Origin of the sequence: Bradyrhizobium sp. (assembly GCF_019242285.1) — a bacterium.
Classification (GTDB): Bacteria; Pseudomonadota; Alphaproteobacteria; order Rhizobiales; family Xanthobacteraceae; genus Bradyrhizobium.
On the sequence record NZ_JAFAVV010000672.1, the window covers coordinates 1 to 18,455 of the forward strand.

Annotated in this window: 22 protein-coding genes, 1 tRNA gene and 1 riboswitch; of the genes, 11 read left to right on the forward strand and 12 right to left on the reverse strand. The window is 65.9% G+C overall.

The annotated features are described in order from the left end of the window. On the reverse strand, positions 1 to 288 hold a 288-nt coding region (locus JOY90_RS27235), incomplete at its 3' end, for a PLP-dependent transferase (RefSeq protein ID WP_291694198.1). Positions 289 to 366: 78 nt separating this feature from the next. Further along, positions 367 to 446: riboswitch (SAM riboswitch) on the reverse strand. Between the two features lie 101 nt (positions 447 to 547). Between JOY90_RS27235 and JOY90_RS27240 the strand changes: the two genes are divergently transcribed. Further along, positions 548 to 1,654, forward strand: coding sequence for a 2'-deoxycytidine 5'-triphosphate deaminase (locus JOY90_RS27240; RefSeq protein ID WP_291694199.1), 1,107 nt, complete (start codon positions 548 to 550; stop codon positions 1,652 to 1,654). A 173-nt stretch (positions 1,655 to 1,827) separates the two neighbouring features. Further along, positions 1,828 to 3,327, forward strand: a complete 1,500-nt coding sequence (locus JOY90_RS27245; RefSeq protein ID WP_291694200.1) for an MATE family efflux transporter — start codon at positions 1,828 to 1,830, stop codon at positions 3,325 to 3,327. Between the two features lies 1 nt (position 3,328). Here the strand turns inward: JOY90_RS27245 and JOY90_RS27250 are convergent, their stop codons facing one another. From JOY90_RS27250 to JOY90_RS27275, 6 genes are all read right to left on the reverse strand, one after another. Then, positions 3,329 to 3,802 carry a hypothetical protein gene (locus JOY90_RS27250; protein WP_291694201.1) on the reverse strand — a complete coding sequence of 158 codons (474 nt, stop codon included), beginning with the start codon at positions 3,800 to 3,802 and terminating at the stop codon, positions 3,329 to 3,331. A 109-nt stretch (positions 3,803 to 3,911) separates the two neighbouring features. Beyond that, positions 3,912 to 4,328 (reverse strand): SRPBCC family protein, encoded by a 417-nt coding sequence (locus tag JOY90_RS27255; protein ID WP_291694202.1) that lies wholly within the window; start codon positions 4,326 to 4,328, stop codon positions 3,912 to 3,914. A gap of 12 nt (positions 4,329 to 4,340) precedes the next feature. Beyond that, entirely contained in the window at positions 4,341 to 4,700 is a 360-nt protein-coding gene (locus JOY90_RS27260; RefSeq protein WP_291694203.1) for a VOC family protein, read from the reverse strand. A gap of 51 nt (positions 4,701 to 4,751) precedes the next feature. Continuing rightward, entirely contained in the window at positions 4,752 to 5,591 is an 840-nt protein-coding gene (locus JOY90_RS27265; RefSeq protein WP_291694204.1) for an AraC family transcriptional regulator, read from the reverse strand. Positions 5,592 to 5,667: 76 nt separating this feature from the next. Next, positions 5,668 to 6,243, reverse strand: a complete 576-nt coding sequence (locus JOY90_RS27270; protein WP_291694205.1) for a methylated-DNA--[protein]-cysteine S-methyltransferase — start codon at positions 6,241 to 6,243, stop codon at positions 5,668 to 5,670. 58 nt (positions 6,244 to 6,301) lie between these two features. Further along, on the reverse strand, positions 6,302 to 7,114 hold the full coding sequence (locus tag JOY90_RS27275; protein ID WP_291694206.1) for an LON peptidase substrate-binding domain-containing protein: 813 nt from the start codon (positions 7,112 to 7,114) through the stop codon (positions 6,302 to 6,304). Positions 7,115 to 7,421: 307 nt separating this feature from the next. Between JOY90_RS27275 and JOY90_RS27280 the strand changes: the two genes are divergently transcribed. Both JOY90_RS27280 and JOY90_RS27285 read left to right on the forward strand, forming a co-directional pair. Continuing rightward, positions 7,422 to 7,495, forward strand: a tRNA-Gly gene (locus tag JOY90_RS27280). Positions 7,496 to 7,590: 95 nt separating this feature from the next. Next, entirely contained in the window at positions 7,591 to 8,160 is a 570-nt protein-coding gene (locus JOY90_RS27285) for a YbhB/YbcL family Raf kinase inhibitor-like protein (RefSeq protein ID WP_291694207.1), read from the forward strand. Between the two features lie 62 nt (positions 8,161 to 8,222). Here JOY90_RS27285 and JOY90_RS27290 read toward each other — a convergent pair whose 3' ends face one another. Further along, positions 8,223 to 8,594 carry a nuclear transport factor 2 family protein gene (locus JOY90_RS27290; RefSeq protein ID WP_291694208.1) on the reverse strand — a complete coding sequence of 124 codons (372 nt, stop codon included), beginning with the start codon at positions 8,592 to 8,594 and terminating at the stop codon, positions 8,223 to 8,225. Between the two features lie 204 nt (positions 8,595 to 8,798). On the opposite strand from JOY90_RS27290, the gene JOY90_RS27295 reads away from it, so the two are divergent. Beyond that, on the forward strand, positions 8,799 to 9,005 hold the full coding sequence (locus JOY90_RS27295; protein WP_291694209.1) for a hypothetical protein: 207 nt from the start codon (positions 8,799 to 8,801) through the stop codon (positions 9,003 to 9,005). Here JOY90_RS27295 and JOY90_RS27300 read toward each other — a convergent pair whose 3' ends face one another. Next, on the reverse strand, positions 9,006 to 9,926 hold the full coding sequence (locus JOY90_RS27300; RefSeq protein WP_291694210.1) for a LysR family transcriptional regulator: 921 nt from the start codon (positions 9,924 to 9,926) through the stop codon (positions 9,006 to 9,008). A gap of 90 nt (positions 9,927 to 10,016) precedes the next feature. On the opposite strand from JOY90_RS27300, the gene JOY90_RS27305 reads away from it, so the two are divergent. Beyond that, positions 10,017 to 11,075, forward strand: a complete 1,059-nt coding sequence (locus JOY90_RS27305; RefSeq protein ID WP_291694211.1) for a putative sulfate exporter family transporter — start codon at positions 10,017 to 10,019, stop codon at positions 11,073 to 11,075. A 17-nt stretch (positions 11,076 to 11,092) separates the two neighbouring features. Here the strand turns inward: JOY90_RS27305 and JOY90_RS27310 are convergent, their stop codons facing one another. Beyond that, positions 11,093 to 11,443 carry a RidA family protein gene (locus tag JOY90_RS27310; RefSeq protein WP_291694212.1) on the reverse strand — a complete coding sequence of 117 codons (351 nt, stop codon included), beginning with the start codon at positions 11,441 to 11,443 and terminating at the stop codon, positions 11,093 to 11,095. A 121-nt stretch (positions 11,444 to 11,564) separates the two neighbouring features. After that, positions 11,565 to 12,497 (reverse strand): PHB depolymerase family esterase, encoded by a 933-nt coding sequence (locus tag JOY90_RS27315; RefSeq protein ID WP_291694213.1) that lies wholly within the window; start codon positions 12,495 to 12,497, stop codon positions 11,565 to 11,567. 366 nt (positions 12,498 to 12,863) lie between these two features. On the opposite strand from JOY90_RS27315, the gene JOY90_RS27320 reads away from it, so the two are divergent. The 5 genes from JOY90_RS27320 to JOY90_RS27340 all read left to right on the forward strand — a co-directional run bounded on the left by JOY90_RS27320 (position 12,864) and on the right by JOY90_RS27340 (position 17,090). Next, positions 12,864 to 13,364, forward strand: coding sequence for a hypothetical protein (locus JOY90_RS27320; RefSeq protein WP_291694218.1), 501 nt, complete (start codon positions 12,864 to 12,866; stop codon positions 13,362 to 13,364). 86 nt (positions 13,365 to 13,450) lie between these two features. Beyond that, the gene (locus JOY90_RS27325; protein WP_291694214.1) at positions 13,451 to 13,642 is read left to right on the forward strand and encodes a hypothetical protein; all 192 of its coding nucleotides are present in this window, start codon (positions 13,451 to 13,453) and stop codon (positions 13,640 to 13,642) included. Between the two features lie 25 nt (positions 13,643 to 13,667). Next, positions 13,668 to 14,282, forward strand: a complete 615-nt coding sequence (locus tag JOY90_RS27330) for an SCO family protein (RefSeq protein WP_291694215.1) — start codon at positions 13,668 to 13,670, stop codon at positions 14,280 to 14,282. Between the two features lie 160 nt (positions 14,283 to 14,442). Continuing rightward, a complete protein-coding gene (locus tag JOY90_RS27335; protein WP_291694219.1) occupies positions 14,443 to 15,297 on the forward strand; it encodes a transporter substrate-binding domain-containing protein in 855 nt (284 codons plus the stop codon). A 143-nt stretch (positions 15,298 to 15,440) separates the two neighbouring features. Beyond that, positions 15,441 to 17,090 carry a lysine--tRNA ligase gene (locus tag JOY90_RS27340; protein ID WP_291694216.1) on the forward strand — a complete coding sequence of 550 codons (1,650 nt, stop codon included), beginning with the start codon at positions 15,441 to 15,443 and terminating at the stop codon, positions 17,088 to 17,090. Between the two features lie 455 nt (positions 17,091 to 17,545). Here JOY90_RS27340 and JOY90_RS27345 read toward each other — a convergent pair. After that, positions 17,546 to 18,455 (reverse strand): 2-dehydropantoate 2-reductase (locus JOY90_RS27345; RefSeq protein WP_291694217.1); only part of this gene is annotated, 910 nt, incomplete at its 5' end.

Consider the following 18,455-nt stretch of genomic DNA (forward strand, 5'->3'; position numbering starts at 1 on the left):
GGTGGTCACCGCGGCCATGCCGGTCGCGGTCGAGCGGCCGGCTTCGGCGCCCTCCAGGTCGATCATGCGGCGCTCGAACATCGCGATCGTCGGGTTGGAGTAGCGCGAATAGATGTAGCCGGGGTCCTCGCCCTTGAAGCGCGCCTCGCATTGTTCTGCACTGTCGTAGACATAGCCCTGGGTCAGGAACAGCCCCTCCGAGGTCTCGCCGAACGGCGAGCGCAGGGTGCCGGCATGGACCAGCCGGGTTTCGGGGCGGTAGTTGGTGGGGACGGCGGCTTTCGACATGTGATCTCCTTCCATGGCCGCCGTGCAGGCACGTGGCCACAAAAAAACCGGCCTGGGAAAACGTCCTCGAGGCCGGGATCACAATTGTCCCCGGCCTGTTTAGCGATTTATTTAACGTGGCTGCAAGCCGGCCGGCTCAAATCACCACGGGATAAGTCATGCTCTTATTCGCCCGCGGCCTTTCCGTCAAGGCGGCGATCGGTTAACGGCTGAAATGCTTTATTCTCAGCAGACGGGGTCCGCCCACGAGGATCGGCACGTGTCGTTCACGCTCGCTCCCGGCGCCAGTGGCATCCTGCCCGATCGCATGATCGCGGCGATGGCGGATTCGGGCCTGATCCTGCCGGAATATCCGTTCGTCGAAAGCCAGATCCAGCCGGCGAGTCTGGATTTGCGGCTGTCCGATGTCGCCTACCGGGTGCGGGCGAGCTTCCTGCCGGGGCCGGGCTCAACCGTCGCCGAGCGCATCGACGAATTGAAGCTGCACGAGATCAATCTCGCCGACGGCGCGGTGCTGGAGACCAACTGCGTCTACATCGTGCCGCTGATCGAGAGTCTCGCGCTGCCGCCGGAGATCGTGGCCGCCGCCAACCCGAAGAGCTCGACCGGCCGGCTTGACGTGTTCACCCGTGTGATCGCCGACGGCACGCGGCGCTTCGACATGATCGGCGCCGGCTATCACGGCCCGCTCTATGCCGAGATCAGCCCGAAGACGTTTCCCGTGCTGCTGCGCGAGGGCTCGCGCCTCTCGCAGGTTCGTTTCCGCACCGGCGAGGCCGTGCTCGATGCCGAGGAGCTCGATGCGTTGCAAGAGTCGGAGCGGCTGGTCGACAGCGAGGACGCCGATCTTTCCGGCGGCGTCGCGGTCAGCGTCGACCTCTCCGGCGACAACGCCGACGGTTTCGTCGGCTACCGCGCCAAGCGCCACACCGGCGTGGTCGATATCGACCGCCGCGCCGGCTATCCGGTCGAGGATTTCTGGGAGCCGATCGCCGCGCGCGGCGACGGCAGTCTGATCCTCGATCCCGGCGAGTTCTACATCCTCGCATCGAAAGAAGCCGTGCAGGTGCCGCCGGACTATGCCGCCGAGATGGTGCCGTTCGATCCGCTGGTCGGCGAATTCCGCGTGCATTATGCCGGCTTCTTCGATCCCGGCTTCGGCTATGCCGGCGCCGGCGGGGAAGGGGCACGCGCGGTGCTCGAAGTGCGCTCGCGCGAGGTGCCGTTCATCCTCGAGCACGGCCAGATCGTCGGTCGTCTGGTCTACGAGAAGATGCTGGCGCGGCCGCAGGCGCTGTATGGCCAGCGCATCGGCTCGAACTACCAGGCGCAGGGCCTGAAGCTGTCGAAGCATTTCCGGACCTGACCGGCGATTTTCCGGAGGAAGCAACGTCCACTGCGGCAGGCCCCCCTTGCGCGGAGCGCGCAGGCGGAATCGGCGTCCGCCGTGCTAGGAAAGATTTCCCGCGCGCGCCGTGGGCCGTGAATATTGAGCTGGCACACGATTTTTGCCTTTTAGGGCCGTGTGCGGGAGAGGAAATGTCCGATCTCGGCGTCGCCGAAATCCCCGTCGACGAGGAGGACCGCCCGCTTCCATTGCCGGAGGCGCCGGCGAAGAATGCCCTGGTCGACGGCCCGATCCTGAGCACGCTGCTCTGGCTCGCTTGGCCGAACGTGATCGCGCTCTCGGCGGGCACCTGCGTCGTGATCGCCGAGACCTCCTATATCGGCCGGCTCGGCGTCGAATCGCTGGCGGCGATGGCGCTGGTATTTCCGTTCGTGATCCTGACCATGACCATGTCGGGCGGTGCGATGGGCGGCGGTGTCGCCTCCTCGATCGCGCGGGCGCTGGGGGCCGGCGATATCGACCGCGCCTCGGCGCTCGCCTCGCATGCGCTCCTGATCGGCATCATGTTCGGCGCGAGCTTCATGCTGTTCATGCTGATCTTCGGCCCGCATCTCTTGGAAGTGCTGGGCGGCCGCGGCCATGTGCTGGCGCAGGCCACCGCCTATGTGCAGGTCTTCTTCGGCGGCGCCGTGCTCCCCTGGGTGCTGAATACGCTGGCCGGCATCCTGCGCGGCACCGGCAACATGAAGCTGCCGTCGGTGATGATCCTCAATTCCGCGGCCTGCCAGATCATCCTGGGCGGCACGCTGGGGCTCGGGCTCGGCCCGATCCCGCAATTCGGCATGCGCGGCGTGGCGGCGGGCTCGCTGATCGCCTACACCATCAACTGCTCGGTGATGCTCTGGTACCTGTTTTCGGGCCGCGCCCGCGTCGTGCCGAAGGTCAGGGGCCTGCGTATTCAGCGGGCGATGTTCTTCGACATCCTGAAGGTCGGCGCCGTGGCCTGCTTCTCGCCGCTGCAATCGGTGCTGACGATCTCGATCTTCACCCACATGCTGGCGCAGTTCGGCACCGCGATCCTCGCCGGCTACGGCATCGGCGCGCGGCTCGAATTCATGCTCACCTCGGTGTCGTTCGCGGTCGGCATCGCCTCGGTGCCGATGATCGGCATGGCGATCGGCGCGGGACGGGTCGCGCGCGCCCGCCGCATCGCCTGGACCGCGGGCACGGTCTCATTCATCTCGGTGGGCGCCGTCGCATCGATCATCGCCATCTTCCCAGACCTCTGGGTCAACCTCTTCACCCGGGACGAGGGCGTGCGCGCGGCAAGCCGGCAGTACCTGTCCACGGTGGCGCCCTGCTATGCCTTCATCGGGCTCAGCCTGAGCATGTATTTCGCCTCGCAGGGCGCGGCGAAGGTGGTGGGTCCCGTGCTGGCGCAAAGCGCGCGACTCGGCTTCATCGCGATCGGCGGCTGGTGGCTATCGACACACGAGGCGACCGCCTCGAGTTTCTTCGTGCTCGCGGCCTCGTCGATGGCCCTGCTTGGCACCCTGTCCTGTGCCAGCGTGGTGCTGACGCGCTGGGGATCCAAGCGCGATACGGCTGCCACCACTCGTCAGGCGCGCGTGCGCGCGGCCATCCTGGAGGAGGGCCGCGCCGTCGCAACTGCGCGCAAGCGGGCGGGCTAGCTCAGTCGTGCCGCCGGTGGCGCCGGTGATGGCTGCCGCCCATGCCGCCGCCGACATTGGCCATCCGCATCATCGGCCCGATCATGCCCATGATCTCGCCGACATTGACTCCCTGGCCGCCGATCGCGCCCATGTAATCGCCGCCGCCCATCATGCCGGGATTGACGCCCATGCTGTCGGGCACATAGCCGCCGCCCATCCCGCCGAATCCGCCCATGCCACCCATGTTGCCGAACCCGCCGCCGCCTTCCATCATCTTGCTCATCATCGGGCCCATGGTCTGCATCATCATGGCGAAGCGCCGCTTGCCCATCTTGGCCTTCATCATCTCCAGCATCGGCGCCATCTGCGTCATCATGTCCTCGCCGCCCTGGCCGCCGCCAAAGCCGAACTGGGCCTTTGCCGGCATCGAGGTGAGCGACAGCAGCAGCAGCACCGCCGCAGCCTGGCAGATCACCTTGTCCGCACCCTTCATGCTCGTCCTCCTCGCGTGCGCGGCGCCGCGGGCGCGGGGCCATCCGGACGCACCCTATCAGCTCTAAGCGGCGCAGGCAGGTGCATCTGTGAGGAAAATCACATTCCGTTCATGTAACCTCCGCTTGCGAGCCGCGAGAGGCGAAGGCCCTCTGCACGGCGGCCACGCCGAGGTCCATCTGATCGCTGATATAGGGCGCGACCTCGTGTGGCAGCACATCGGTGATCCAGACCATGCGGCAGCCGGCGTCGCCGCTGGCGATGATTTGCACCGATGCGCTGTGCTGCGTCACCCGCTCGCTGATCACGGCATAGACCAGCCGCCGCCTGGTATCGTCGCAATCGACCGGGATCTCGCGCGCGACCGTGCCGTTGGCGAAGGTGACGATGCGTGCCTCGCCATCGAGCCTGGTGTCGAGCACGAAGCCTGGCACAAGCCTTGTATGAAGCGCGCCGAAATCGCGCACGGCGTCCCACACGTCGGATGCGGGTGCATCGAGGAGAATTTCCTTGCGGATGGATGCCATGGATATCTCCTTTCAGGTGCACACCGCCTCGACATTGTTGCCGTCGGGATCGATCAGGAACGCGGCGTAATAGGTCGGGCTGTAATCGGCCCGCGGTCCGGCCGGACCATTGTCGCGTCCGCCGGCCTTCAGGCCTTCGCTATGGAATTTCTTGATTGCGGCATGATCAGGCGCGCGGAAGGCGATGTGCGCACCGGCGCTCTTCAGCCCCTTGTGAGGGTAGAGCCACAGCGCGGGCTCGCCCTTCGGCCCGAAACCGGCGCCGCTTTCGTCCTTGGAGCACAGCACATGGCCGAGCGGGACGAGCGCGGCCGTGTAGAACGCGACGCTGGCATCGAGATTGGCGACTTTCAGTCCGATATGGTCGTACATGATGATCTCCACGGTTGCCTGCGCTCCTCGCGCAGCGTGGCGATCACCTACTCAATTGAGGTCGAGGCGTTCTTGGAAAATCTTGCGCATGTCACGCGGGGTCCGCCGGAACTTCGAGGGCGACACGCCGGCGGCACGATGGAAGGTGCGGACGAAATTGGAGAGATCGTTGAAGCCGACATCGTAGGCAACATCCGTGACGGCGCGGTCGTCCTCGGACAACAGCCGCGCGGCATGCCGGAGCCGTGAGCGCACCAGATACTGATGCGGGGTGACGCCGAGCACGGCCGAGAACTGCCGCAGAAAATGGAACGGGCTGACGCCGGCCTCGCGCGCCATGTCCTCCAACTCGATCGGCCGGCTCGAATGGGCGTCGATCCACAGCGCCGTCTCCACCGCGCGGCGGCGGTCGCGCGCCGTGACGTTTGCCTTTTGAGGCGGCCTGTCCGCGATCACCTCGACCAGGCGGGCAGCGATCAGATGGCCGGCCTCGTCGAGGCCGATATCGTTCCGCCCGTCGGCTGCGGCCTGGGCGAGCTCGCCCAGCACCATCAGCTCGGACAGCGGCGGCGCGGCCCCGACCCGCCACGCCTGCGCGCGGTCGCCGATCGCCTCCACCAGCTCCGGCGCAAGGAAGAACGACAGGCATTCGTCGCCGCAGACATGGTCATGGGTGCAGACGAATTCGGTGTCGGGAACGCCGATCAGCATCGAGCCGACCACCAGTTCGTGCGAGCGGCCGCGGCACCGGTAGCCGAACGCGCCCTTGCGCACATAGGAGATCGAGTGGCGGCGGTGCAGCTCGGCATAGGGCGCCTCGCCCGGCACGGCGCTGCAGCGGAAATCGGAGACGGTGATCGATGGTCGTTCCAGCAGGATGGTCGAGGTCATGACCAAGGATATGGGGGCGCGGCCTGCGAGATGCGATGGCGGGTTCTCGATCGAGATCGTGCGCCGAATTGAAAATTCAGTGATGTAGGCGCGGCGGGGTGACCAGCAGTGCGTCGAACAGCGTCCTGCCGGCGGCCGGCCTGTTGCCTTCGATCGACAGCAGGTGGCGCCGCGAGATGGCGCCGGCGTTCGGCGAGATCCGCTCGGCGTGCTCGCCCTCCGCCCTCACGCGATGGCAGGGCACGATGATCATGAACGGGTTCTTCCCGATCGCCTGGGTCACCGAATGCAGCGCGCCGGGAACGCGCAGGGCGCTCGCGACCACGTCATGGCTGCGCGTCTCGCCGCGCGGAATGGCGCGGACGAACTCGTAGACCCGGCGGTTGAACGGCGGGATGCCTTCCATGTCGAGCGCGACATCGGCGAAATCGACATCGCGCCCGCGCAAGGCGGCGGTGACGGCCTCGATCGCGATCTCCGCATGGGGCGGCGGTGGCAGCTCGCGGGGCTCGGGATGCAGGCGCAGCAGTCGCCGTCGCGTATCGATCTCGCGCGCCTCGGGCAGTTGCACCGTGAGGATACCGGCCTGGCTCCAGGCGATGCCGCAGCGGCCCACCGCCGTGTCGAAGATCGCGTAACCACAGCCGATCATGACGCCCCCCAACTCGGGAGACATCATAACATTGCCGCAATCGGGCGCACGCGAAATCTTAACGTTCGCTTGGCGCGGCTGTGGGCGGCAGATCGGCCGCGATCAATGCGTGGACTTTTTCGAGCCGCGCAACCGGGTCCAGCGTCGCCAGCAGGCTTTTCTTTTCCGACAACGGCGCCCTGAGGCGCGGGCTGATCATGTCGGCGACCCGGCCGGGGTCCCGCACCTGGATCAGCAGCGGCCAGAACGACGCGACGTCGATCTCGTGCATCTGTGCATAGGTGCGGAAATGATCGATGGTCCGCCGGACCAGCTCGATGGCCTCCGGGATCGGCCCTTCCGCAAGGTCCGCGATCTCGGCGATGGAAGCGCCGGTCTCGCCGAACCATTTACGGATCGCGATTCGCCGATAGCCCTGCGTGATCATCTTCATGGTGCCGTTGTCCATCGGGATGAGGTCGAGAATGCCGGCCAGCACGCCGATCTCGTGCACGTCGTCGAGGCCGGGGTCGTCGACGGCGGAGTCTTTCTGCACCGCGAGCACGACCTCGCGCTGGCGCTGGAACGCCTGGTCGAGCGCGCGGACGCTCTTCTCGCGGCCGACGAACAGCGGGAAGGTCGCTGACGGAAACGGCACGAAATCCCGGATCGGCATCGCCGGATAGCTCGGCGTCCGTTCGGTGCTTGCGGGCGGTTTCGAAACCTCACGCGGACCCGACTGGATCAGGGCCGACAGCGTGTTCCAGTCGGCCGCGCCGAGCATTTTCGACACCAGCTCCAGGCTCTCGCTGTGGCTGATAGTCATGGTCTTGTCGATCAGGGATTCGCGCAGCGTCTGCGCCATGGCCTTGGCATCGCGAAAATCGCGCATGTCTTACGTCCTCTGCTCAAGAGCGAACCAGGCGTGTCAGGTGGTTGCGTTGCTGACCCGGTCGCTCGGGCAAAGGGAGGCCTTGGAGGCTCGATACGTTCACCGTCCCGAAAGGGTGCAACCGGCCGGTCGTATCAACCGTGGGCCGCCATGGTAGCCGCCCGCGTGCCGCTGTCAATCATCAAGGTGCTTGCATCAAGGCGCTTGGCGGATGGCGCGGTCTCGGCTAAGCAGGAGGGGCCGAAAGCATGATCAGGGAAAGTGGCTACCGGTTTTCCGAGAGGATCATGCTTCGAACGAAGGCGCCGCGGGCGTAGTTCAATGGCAGAACGGCAGCTTCCCAAGCTGCATACGAGGGTTCGATTCCCTTCGCCCGCTCCAATCATGATCATTCAATGATTCAAGGCGGCGCGACGGGGCGCAAGACTTAACCAAGATCTGGCCAAGACGTGGTAATGACCGGGATGGGGACGGACATGATGAAAAGATCATTCTATTGGCTTGCCGCGACCGGCCTCTGCCTGCTCGTGGCCGGCAGCGCCCGCGCGGACGGCCTGACCGTGACCAGCGCCGACATCAAGGAAGGTGCCACCATTGCCGGCGAGCAGGTGTTCAAGGGCTTTGGCTGCAACGGCAACAACGTCTCGCCCGCCTTGAGCTGGAGCGGTGCGCCGTCGGGAACCAAGAGCTTTGCGGTGTCGATCTATGATCCGGACGCGCCGTCCGGCAGCGGCTGGTGGCACTGGGTCGTGTTCAACATCCCCGCCAATGTCACGAGCCTGCCCAAGGGCGCGGGCGACGTGAAGAAGAAGCTGATGCCGAAGGGCGCGATCCAGAGCCGCACCGATTTCGGCTCCGACGGCTATGGCGGGCCGTGCCCGCCGCAGGGCGACAAGCCGCATCACTATCAGATCACGGTGTTCGCGGTGGACGTCGACAAACTACCTGATGCCAAGGACCATAACGCCTCCGCCGCATTGGTCGGGTTCGACCTGCATTTCCACACGCTGGCGAAGACGACCTTGACGGGATTATACGGCCGCTGAGGTTTTCGCCGGTCGAGATGGCCGCGCGCGGCAGTGATCTGCGCGCGGCCATCTGTCGTGCGTCACGTCGCGCCGGCCGGCACCTGATCCAGAAATCCGGCGATGGAGCGGATGCGGCCCTCCTTCAGCACGGCGAAGTCGGTGCCCTTGATCGGGCTGTCGGCGACGCCGTCTGGGCCGAGGCCCCAGGAGAAGCGCATGTAGTCGCCATAGCCGTTCGGCTCGCCGATCAGGGTGAACCTGAACTCCGGAAAGCGCTGCTGCACGCCCGCGATCAGCGCGTCGATGCCGTCGGGGCCGTCGCCGCTCATCAGCGGGTCGACATATGTCGCATCGGTGGTCCAGTTGGTCGCCAACAGCTCGCGGCGGCGGCTCGGCGTCCGCTCGTTCCAGAGCTCGATATAGCGGCGGGCGATCGAATTCATGTCGGTCATGGTCATGCTCTCCTGCAATGGCGCCGGATCGTTCACGGCACGCCCATGATCGGCGGTGTCACGGCGCCAATCGATTACCTCGGAGGTCAGGGCGGCGGAATCTTCTCCGGCACGACCGCGGCGGAAACGAATTTCCCAGGAAGGCCCGCAAGATTGCAATAGCTCTCCATTGCCAGTTGCGCGGCGCGGCCGCAGATTTCTCCCATGACACTTCTCAGCGAAAGCGCCGTTGCGCGCCACGGGTTTCTGGACGAGAGGGCTGCCGCACGCGATGAGCTGCCCGATCCGTTCGGCGAAGCGCATCTCGATGCGACGCTGCCGCCCGCGGAGCCTGTCCTCGGAGTTGCCGGCGTCGCGGTCTTCGTCGTGGCCGCGATCGCGCTGCTCGCGGCGCGAAGCGTGCTCGGCTAATCAGTCCGGCGTGCGATCGGCCGCCGGGGCGAAAGGCGGCCGCGCAATCAGCTTGTCGAATGCGATCGCCGCGGGCACGTCGAGCCGCCCCGGCGTCTTCAATTTCCAGAGTGTCCGCTCGATCGTCAATCCGCGCATCCCGATCGCGCGCAGGCGGTCGAGTGCGAGCTGATCCTTCACGGCCGCGGCCGAGACGATCGCAACCCCGAGGCCGGCCGCGACCACCTGCTTGATCGCCTCCGTGCTGCCGATCTCGAGCGTGCGGGCCGGCTCGATGTGATGCGCGCGCAGCGTCTGCGCGATCACCTCGCGCGATCCCGAGCCCGGCTCGCGCACGATCAGGATTTCGTCCGCAAGAGAGGCAGGATCGATCGGCGTATCCGACCGCGCGAAGCGGTGTCGTGGCGCGACGATCAATTCCATCACGTCGGTCCGCCACGCCTCCTCGACCAGGCCTTCCTCCTCGACCGGCCCTTCGACCAGCCCGACCTCGATCTCGTGCGCCAGCATCAGGGAGGCGATGTCCCGGGTGTTGGCGCTGGTGAGCTGCAGGTCGATGCCGGGAAATCGAGCGTGGAACGCGCCGAGATATTCGGGAAGGAAATACGTCGCAATCGTCGTCGACGCGCCGATGCGCAGCGAGCCGCTGTCGAGGCCGCGCAGCGCGCGCAACTCCTCCTCGGCCGACCGCTCGGCGGCGAACAGCGTCTCCGCGTGCTTCATCAGCGCCTGTCCCTCGCGGGTGGGTTTTACCCCGCGCGGCGTCCGGTCGAGCAGGCGGCAGCCCAACTGCAATTCGAAATCCCTGACGCCCTTGGAGATCGCGGGCTGGCTGATGTGCAAAAGCTCGGCGGCCTTGGAGAAGCTCCCGGTCCGGGCGACCATCGCAAACAGGCGTAACAGATGGAGATTGAGAGACATAACCTTTAGCTATTGGGGCAATGAAAAAAGATATTAGCTGCGAAGTGGCCCTTCAGGCAAAGAATATTCTCCAATGCCCTCGGAGATCGCTTGCCCGGCCATTCCGCTTCCGTTCGCCCGCTGACGTCCCGGTTGGTCGAGGGCGTCGTGACGCGGCTGCCCGGCATCGCGCTCTGCGCGCTCCTCACGGCGCTGGCGATGACCGGACAGGCGATCGAGGCGGCCAGCATCGGGCACCCCTACGTCGAAGCGCTGGTGCTGGCGATCTTCCTGGGCATGTTTATCCGTCTGGCGTGGAAGCCGTCGCCGACCTGGCAGGCCGGCATCGCCTTCAGCGCCAAGCAGCTCCTGGAACTCGCTGTGATGCTGCTCGGCGCCTCGCTCGATCTGACATTGGTGGCGAAATCCGGCTCGCTGTTGCTGCTCGTCATCGTCGGCATCGTCGCAGCCTCGCTCGGCGTCAGCTATGGCGCGAGCCGGCTGCTCGGGCTGCCGCGCGGGCTGTCGATCCTGGTGGCCTGCGGCAACTCGATCTGCGGCAACTCCGCGATCGCGGCGGTGGCGCCCGTGATCGGCGCCTCTAGCGAGGATGTCGGCGCCTCGATCTCGTTCACCGCGATTCTCGGTGTGCTCACCGTGATCGGGCTGCCGCTGCTGGTCACGCTGTTCGCGCTTTCGGCCACGCAATACGGCATCCTGGCGGGGCTCACGGTCTATGCGGTGCCGCAGGTGCTGGCGGCGACGTTGCCGGTCGGCCTGGTGTCGACCCAGATGGGCACCTTCGTGAAGCTCGCCCGCGTGCTGCTGCTCGGCCCGATCGTCGTCGCGCTCTCGTTTGCGTTCCGGCATGCCGATGCGACGCCGGCCAGCGCCGATCGGCGCTCCGGCCGGGCGCTGACCTGGGTGCCATGGTTCGTGCCGGCGTTCCTCCTCTTTGCCGGCCTGCGGTCGGCGGGCGCGATCCCGCAAGGCGCGACCGCGCCGATCGCGTCCGTTGCGGGCGTGCTCACCATCGTCTCGATGGCCGCACTCGGGCTCAATGTCGATCTCAGGCTCCTGGCGCGCATCGGCCTGCGCGTCACTGCCGCGGTGACGCTGTCGCTTGCGTTCCTGATCGCGATCAGTCTGGTGGTGATCCGCCTGTTCTAAGGTGCGCGGGCGCGCGGCTACTTCGCCGCGGTCACCATGATCTCGACATGGTAGGGCGGCGCCGCCAGCCTGGCCTCGACGGTGGCGCGGGCCGGCGTGTTGCCGGGCGAGACCCAGGCGTCCCATACCGCGTTCATCTCCGCAAAATTCTTCATGTCGGTGATGTAGATCGTGGCCGACAACAGCTTCGATTTGTCGCTGCCGGCCTTGGCCAGATGGCCCTCGATGATCGACAGGATCTCCTCGGTCTGTCTGGTGACGCTTTCGCCCTTCGCCTTGTTCGCAACCACGCCCGCGAGATAGACGGTGTTGCCGTGAACGACGACCTGGCTCATGCGCGGTCCGGTTTCAAAACGCTCGATGCTCATGGGAGTCTCCGATTGCTGCGGGCTCCTACCTAGCTGGCGTCCGGCCGGCCTTGCAAGCTCAGTGCGCCGTCCGCCGCTGCTGCGCGAATGGTTCACGGCCTCTTGAGGGAAGAATTTGCGCTCAATCCGCCGGAAACCGCTTGAAGAACGACCAGATGGTTTCCGCGCCGTCGATGTCGTGGTTCTGCGGTCCGAACATGTAGTTCACGAGCCGCGCAAAGCGCGTGTCGGAGAAGCTGCCGGGCATGCGGTGGCCGCCATCATTGACGCGATAGAGCTGGACATCGCGTCCCTCCGGGCAATGGGAGGCGATCCGCGTCACGGTGCTGCCGTCGCCGGTGTCGACATCAGGAAGGTCGGTGGCGCTCTCTTCCGCCTCGTCGCAGCCGTTGACGCGGCGCCAGAACTGCACCGTCCGCTCCGTCGACCAGAAGCCGTCGACCGCGAAATAGCTGCTGCCGCGGCCGCCTTCATAGGGGATCAGCGGATCGGCGGTGCCGTTCATCAGCAGTATCGGCAACGGGCGCGACGGATGGCACGCGGCCGCGGATTCGTCCGTCAGATTCATGACCACGCTGGCCGCGGCGGCGAACAGATCGGCGCGGCGGCAAGCCAGCGCCATGGTCATGCCGCCGCCATTCGAAATCCCCGTGACATAGACCCGCTTCGGATCGGCACTGCTGTCGCCGACGAATTTGCCGACCAGCGCTGCGATGAAGGCGACATCGTCGGTCCCGTCGGGCGGCGTGCGGCCCATGCGGCCGTCGCGCGACCGGAGGTCGGACCAGGCGCGGTTCAGCCCGTCCGGAAACACCACGCTGAAGTGCTCGCGCCTGGCGACCTTCGGCCACGAGGTGCGGGTCGCCATGTCCCGCCCGGTCTGGGTCCCGCCATGCAGTACGATGACCAGCGGGGCGGCCCTGACATCGGCGAGCTGCACCGCATAGGTCCGCGCCGTGCCCTCGATGCTGATGGTCTCCGACCGTGCCGGGGCACACGCGCACAGGGCCGCCATCATGGCCGCCAGTCGGGACAAATGCAGCAAGCTACCCATGGTCAAACGTGCCGTTGCGCGCCGGCGAAGCCGGATGGCGTCCTGTCCTGATCTCATTCGCATGACGCCATGGCGGAAGATACCTGTTGGGCGAGGAAAAATCAGGGGCAGGATCCCGAATCTCTGTTCTGCCTGAGGTTGTGTGACAACAAGCCATCACAAAACCGCCTCGACCATGCTCGCGATCATCGACTTGTTCCGATTTGAGACCCCGCGGCCACACGGGTGCAGCAGGCCGGCAACACCACGGTTGAATTTCTTTTCCAATGGGGCGTCTGCCTAGACAAAATCACGATCTCGAAACACCCTGAGCCTGCATCACACAAGACAGCCGGAACGGATTCGGCGGATTCATTGGGGCTCGACATGCGGTTCCTGACGGGGTTGCTCACGGCAGTTCTGTTGCTGGCGGAGATGGGGGCAAGCCACGCCGTGGTCCGGATCGCCGATGACCGCGGCGGCCGGATCGGAACCTATGTCGACAAATACCAGGGGCTGCGCAACTCCGGTGAAGCCGTCATCATCGACGGCCTGTGCGCCTCGGCCTGCACCATCGTGCTCGGCGCAATTCCCCGCGACAAGATCTGCGTCACCTCGCACGCGATGCTGGGCTTCCACGCCGCCTGGGACTTTGGTGCCAACGGCCGGGCCATCACCAATCCCGAGGCGACGCAGATGCTGTTCTCGATGTACCCGACCGCGGTGCGGCGCTGGATCTCGGCGCGCGGCGGCCTGACCCCGCACATGATCTTCCTGCGCGGCAGGGAACTGCAGAGCATGTACAAGCCCTGCTACCTCGACGCCCAGGCGTCGGCATCCCCCGCGGCGGCCGCCGCCGCCACCAAAACGTCGCTAACCCAGCACTAAAATTGGCGGTTTTCCTCCGTATGACGTGAACATATGGAGGCGCGTGGCGCTTGCCCGGAGTTGGCCTCGGCCTTATCTCTGGGACGATGAGCCAGCCCGTCTTCGCACCATCCTCCGACGCCGCGCCTTCAAATGGGGGCCGGGCGGTGCTTGTGCTTGCCTGGGTCGGTGGCGGGCTCGGCGTCGCGATCCTGCTCGGCGCGCTGGCGCTGTGGTTTCACTACGGGACCGCGGTGTTCTTCGAGATGATCGCCTCCGGCATCTCAGCCTGCCTGTGAGCGGGACTGGAAGGGAATTTCGGCCATGGATCAGACCGCGTCAGCCGCTACCCGCGTTGCCAGCCGACCGCTGGTGATCGTGGCGTCCTTTGCCGGCAGCCTGCTGGTCGGATTGCTCTTGATGCTGTGGGCGCTCGGCGGCGTGCGCGGCGTGACCGCGCCGGCGGCGATCGGCGGGCCGTTCCAGCTGACCGACCAGAGCGGGGCGACCGTTACCGAAGCGAGCCTGCAGGGCCGTCCGACCCTGATCTTCTTCGGCTTCACCCATTGCCCGGACGTTTGCCCGACCTCGCTGTTCGAGATTTCGGAGATCCTGCGCGCCATGGGCGGCGATGCCGATCGCGTCAACGCCTACTTCATTTCCGTCGATCCGGAGCGCGACGATGCCGCCGCGATGAAGGACTATCTGTCGAGCTTCGACCCGCATTTGAAGGGCCTCACCGGCGATGCCGAGACCATCGCCAAGGTCACGTCCGAATACCGGGTCTATGCCAAGAAGGTCCCACTGAAGGACGGCGACTACACCATGGACCACACCGCGCTGACCTATCTGATGGATCGGGACGGTAAATTCGTCGCGCCGTTCAACCTGAGCCGGACTCCGGCGGAAGCCGCAGCCGACCTGAAGAAGTATCTTTGACATTTGCCTTGAGGGCAATCGGCGCTCGAATTGTCCGGCGGATAGTCTATAAGGCCATCCCACCCCAAAAGCGGCAAAGGGAGCGGCAGAGCCGGTGCGGACCGCCTTGTTTACCAGCGTCGGAGCGTCTTCGGGAACCAGGCTTTTCCGCGCCGGCGCGATGCTGGCCGTGGGGCTCGCGTTCCTGCCTTCCGCCGCTTCGGCGCAGGCGCCGGCTCCGCCGCAGAATCCGCCCAGGGTGGAAGCGGCCCCGCAGGCCGTGCCCGGCTTCTGGGATCCGCGGCGCCGCCCCGAGCGGCCGGACCTGACGCGTCTCACCGTGATCCGCTTCCTGACCGAGACCGACTATCCGCCGTTCAACTACACGGGCGCCGACGGCAACCCGTCCGGCTTCAACGTCGACCTGGCGCGGTCGCTGTGCGACGAGATCAAGGTCACCTGCACCATCCAGATGCGCAGGTTCGAGACGCTGCTCGATGCGCTGTCGAGCAACCGGGGTGATGCGATCGTGGCCTCGATCGCGGCCACGCCGCAGCTTCGCGCCAGGGTCGATTTCACCGACCCCTATTACCGGGCGCCGGCGCGGTTCGTGTCACGCAGGGATGGCGTGATGGCGGAAATCCGGCCCGAATATCTCGAGGGCAAGAAGGTGGGTGTCGTCGCCGGCACCGCGCACGAGGCCTATCTCAAGGCGATGTTCACCGACGCCGAGCTGCATTCCTATCCGAGCGACGATACGCTGCGCACGGCGCTCCGGCGCGGCGAGGTGGACTTCATCTTCGGTGATGGCATCGCACTCGCATTCTGGGTCAACGGCACCGATTCCGGCGATTGCTGCGCCTTCTCCGGCGGCCCTTTCGTCGAGGGCCGCTATTTCGGTGAGGGCATCGGCATCGCCGTGCGCAAGGGCAACGACCTGCTGCGCCAGGCCCTGAACTGGGCGCTGTTCCGGGTCTGGGAAAAGGGCCGCTACACCGATCTCTGGCTGCGCTATTTCTCGGTGAGCCCGTTCTGACTTGGGGATGCGCAGGGTGGGCTAAGCGGAAGCGTGCCCACCATTCCAGCCGTTGAACAATGATGGGTACGGCGCTCCGCGCCTTTGCCCACCCTGCGCAATCACGGCTATACTGGCTGTTTCTTCGGAGAACCCTGCTTCAGATGTCCACGATCGATCTTCCATCCGCCATGAGCGCGAGCGACCTTCGCGCGCTCGCCGAGCAATCCAGCGCCTGGCCGTTCGAGCAGGCGAAATTGATCGTGGCCCGGTTGAAGAAGAAGCCGAAGGACGAGGTGCTGTTCGAGACCGGATACGGACCGTCGGGCCTGCCGCATCTCGGCACCTTCGGCGAGGTCGCGCGCACCAGCATGGTGCGCCATGCCTTTCGCGTGCTCACCGAGGACAGGATCAAGACCAGGCTGCTCGCCTTCTCCGACGACATGGACGGCCTGCGCAAGGTGCCGGACAACGTGCCGAACCGCGACATGATGGCGAGCCATCTCGGCAAGCCGCTGACGCAGGTGCCGGACCCGTTCTCGAATGAATTTCCGTCGTTCGGCGCCGCCAACAACGCGCGCTTGCGCGCGTTTCTCGACCACTTCGGCTTCGACTACGAGTTCGCGAGCTCGACCGACTACTATTGCTCCGGCCGGTTCGACGAGACGCTGCTGCGAATGCTCGCCGCCTATGACCGCGTCATGGAGATCATCCTGCCGACACTCGGGCCCGAACGCCGGGCGACCTATTCGCCATTCCTGCCGATCTCGCCAACCACCGGCTTCGTGCTGCAGGTTCCGATGATCGAGCGCAATCTCGCCAGGGGCACAGTCGTCTACGTGGATCCGGACACGGGCCAGAAGGTCGAGACGTCGGTCACCGGCGGGCGCGTCAAGTGCCAGTGGAAGGCCGACTGGGCGCTGCGCTGGGTTGCGCTCTCCGTCGACTACGAGATGGCGGGCAAGGACCTGATCGATTCGGTCAAGCTGTCGGGGCGGATCTGCGCGGCGCTCGGCGGAACGCCGCCGGAGGGCTTCAACTACGAGCTGTTCCTGGACGAGCAGGGTCAGAAGATCTCGAAGTCCAAGGGCAACGGGCTCACCATCGATGAATGGCTGCGCTACGCGCCGCCGGAATCGCTGTCGCTGTTCATGTATCGCGAGCCCAAGGCGGCCAAGCGATTGCATTTCGACGTCATCCCGCGCCACGTCGACGAGTACTACCAGTTCCTCGACGGTTTCCCGAAGCAGGAGCCGAAGCAGCAGCTCGGCAATCCGGTCTGGCATATCCATGCCGGCCATCCGCCCAGGGCCGACATGCCGGTGACGTTCCAGCTCCTGCTGACGCTGGTGTCGTCGTCGAACGCGGAGAACGCCGAGACGTTGTGGGGATTCATCGCCCGCTACCGTCCGGGGGTGACGCCTCAGACCCATCCGAAGCTCGACGCCATGGTCGGCTACGCCATCAACTACTACCGCGACTTGGTCGCGCCGACCAAGCGGTTCCGCGAGCCGAGCGACGGCGAGCGCGCGGCGCTGCAGGACCTGCGCGATGCGCTGTCGAGCCTGCCGCAGGACTCCACGCCTGAGGACATCCAGAACGTGGTCTACGAGATCGGCCGCCGCGAGCCGTTCCTCGACCTTGCCAAGAAGGGCAAGGACGGCCGGCCGGGCGTCTCGCTCGACTGGTTCAACATGCTCTATCAGGTGCTGCTCGGCCAGGAGAAGGGCCCGCGCTTCGGCTCCTTCGTCGCGGTCTATGGCCTCGCCAATGCGGTTGCCATGATCGACGGCGCGCTGGCGCGCTCGGCGTGAATGAACCTCCCGCCGCTCGCGGCAGGGCAATCGCATTCGAGCGGAGCCGTAGGGTGGGCTAAGGCGCGGAGCGCCGTGCCCACCATCATATCAACAGCACGGCTTTGAATGGTGGGCACGCTCCTGCCTTCGCGCGGCGTACTTGCGTTCATGGGGCCGCTTAGTCGTACTGAGTCACAAGAAGACTCAAGCCATTGAATCGACTCGTCTTTGTGCAAATATGGTCGTTCCAAAAAGCTCAAGAATTTCAACGAGAGCACCATACATGTGACTTAGTACGATTAGCCCACCCTACCGGCTCGTACCGGGGCCTCATGGTTCGAGACGCGCGGCTTCGCCGCGCCCTCACCATGAGGGACTAAGATCTCACCGCAAAAACGTCCTCATCCTGAGGAGCCCGCCGCAGGCGGGCGTCTCGAAGGATGGGCTGCGGAGAAGGCTCTTTCCAAAGAGTTCTACGGCGCCGTCAGCGCGATGCGCGCCGGCGCGTCGCTCACCGCGCGGCCGAGCGCGAGCAGCACGCGATGGATCGGCGTCGCGACGCCATGTCGTTCGCCGGCGGCGACCACGGCGCCGGTCAGCGCGTCGATCTCCAGCGCGCGCCCGGCGAGGCGATCGAAATACATCGAGGTGCCGGCGTCGGGCGGATAGGTGAGCAGCGTCGCCAGCAGTTGCTCCGGCTCGTCGGCCGGAAGGCTTGCGCCGTCGGCGCGCGCCACGGCGGCGGCTTCCTGCAAGGCCGCCAGGCAGAGTGCCTTCACACCCTCGCGCCGGAAGACAGACTGTCGTTGCAGGGTCAGCGCCGTGATCGGATTGGCGATCGCATTGAGCAGCAGTTTCCGCCAGACCAGCGTCTTGAAATCGGCGCTCACGAGAAGCCGCATCCCGGTGCCGTCGAGCAGCGCGCTGAAGGCCTGTCCATCCGCATCGTCCGCGACCGCAAAATCGTGATTGCCGGCGCGGCGGAAGCGCACATGATCCGGCGCGAGACGCTCGCCATTGTAATAGACGATGGTCGGCACGGCCGTCGCGCTGCCGACATGGGCTGCAAGCCGCGCCGCGTGGCCGAGGCCATTCTGCAACGTCGCGACTCGGGTATGCGGGCCGCACAGCCGCCTGAGCCAGGGCGCGCTCGCCTCAGTGTCCTGCGTCTTCGTGCACAACAGCACCCAATCGACCGGTTTCGCGCCGTTCGGGTCCGTCAGCGCCCGGATCGGGACGTCGATGGTACCGTCGGGATGATCGACCACCAGATGCTCGATCGGCCGCCTGACACAGGCGACGATGTCGTGGCGACCGAGCGCCGCCAGCATGCCGGCGATGACGCCGCCGATGCTGCCGAGGCCGATGACGGCAATTGTTGTC

Bases quoted from the DNA above. Each gene is read 5' to 3' on its own strand.
- JOY90_RS27245 (WP_291694200.1), top strand. From the start codon at position 1,828: ATGTCCGATCTCGGCGTCGCCGAAATCCCCGTCGACGAGGAGGACCGC.
- JOY90_RS27250 (WP_291694201.1), bottom strand. From the start codon at position 3,802: ATGAAGGGTGCGGACAAGGTGATCTGCCAGGCTGCGGCGGTGCTGCTG.
- JOY90_RS27255 (WP_291694202.1), bottom strand. From the start codon at position 4,328: ATGGCATCCATCCGCAAGGAAATTCTCCTCGATGCACCCGCATCCGAC.
- JOY90_RS27260 (WP_291694203.1), bottom strand. From the start codon at position 4,700: ATGTACGACCATATCGGACTGAAAGTCGCCAATCTCGATGCCAGCGTC.
- JOY90_RS27265 (WP_291694204.1), bottom strand. From the start codon at position 5,591: ATGACCTCGACCATCCTGCTGGAACGACCATCGATCACCGTCTCCGAT.
- JOY90_RS27270 (WP_291694205.1), bottom strand. From the start codon at position 6,243: ATGATCGGCTGTGGTTACGCGATCTTCGACACGGCGGTGGGCCGCTGC.
- JOY90_RS27275 (WP_291694206.1), bottom strand. From the start codon at position 7,114: ATGCGCGATTTTCGCGATGCCAAGGCCATGGCGCAGACGCTGCGCGAA.
- JOY90_RS27285 (WP_291694207.1), top strand. From the start codon at position 7,591: ATGATGAAAAGATCATTCTATTGGCTTGCCGCGACCGGCCTCTGCCTG.
- JOY90_RS27290 (WP_291694208.1), bottom strand. From the start codon at position 8,594: ATGACCGACATGAATTCGATCGCCCGCCGCTATATCGAGCTCTGGAAC.
- JOY90_RS27295 (WP_291694209.1), top strand. From the start codon at position 8,799: ATGACACTTCTCAGCGAAAGCGCCGTTGCGCGCCACGGGTTTCTGGAC.
- JOY90_RS27300 (WP_291694210.1), bottom strand. From the start codon at position 9,926: ATGTCTCTCAATCTCCATCTGTTACGCCTGTTTGCGATGGTCGCCCGG.
- JOY90_RS27310 (WP_291694212.1), bottom strand. From the start codon at position 11,443: ATGAGCATCGAGCGTTTTGAAACCGGACCGCGCATGAGCCAGGTCGTC.
- JOY90_RS27315 (WP_291694213.1), bottom strand. From the start codon at position 12,497: ATGGGTAGCTTGCTGCATTTGTCCCGACTGGCGGCCATGATGGCGGCC.
- JOY90_RS27320 (WP_291694218.1), top strand. From the start codon at position 12,864: ATGCGGTTCCTGACGGGGTTGCTCACGGCAGTTCTGTTGCTGGCGGAG.
- JOY90_RS27325 (WP_291694214.1), top strand. From the start codon at position 13,451: ATGAGCCAGCCCGTCTTCGCACCATCCTCCGACGCCGCGCCTTCAAAT.
- JOY90_RS27330 (WP_291694215.1), top strand. From the start codon at position 13,668: ATGGATCAGACCGCGTCAGCCGCTACCCGCGTTGCCAGCCGACCGCTG.
- JOY90_RS27335 (WP_291694219.1), top strand. From the start codon at position 14,443: ATGCTGGCCGTGGGGCTCGCGTTCCTGCCTTCCGCCGCTTCGGCGCAG.
- JOY90_RS27340 (WP_291694216.1), top strand. From the start codon at position 15,441: ATGTCCACGATCGATCTTCCATCCGCCATGAGCGCGAGCGACCTTCGC.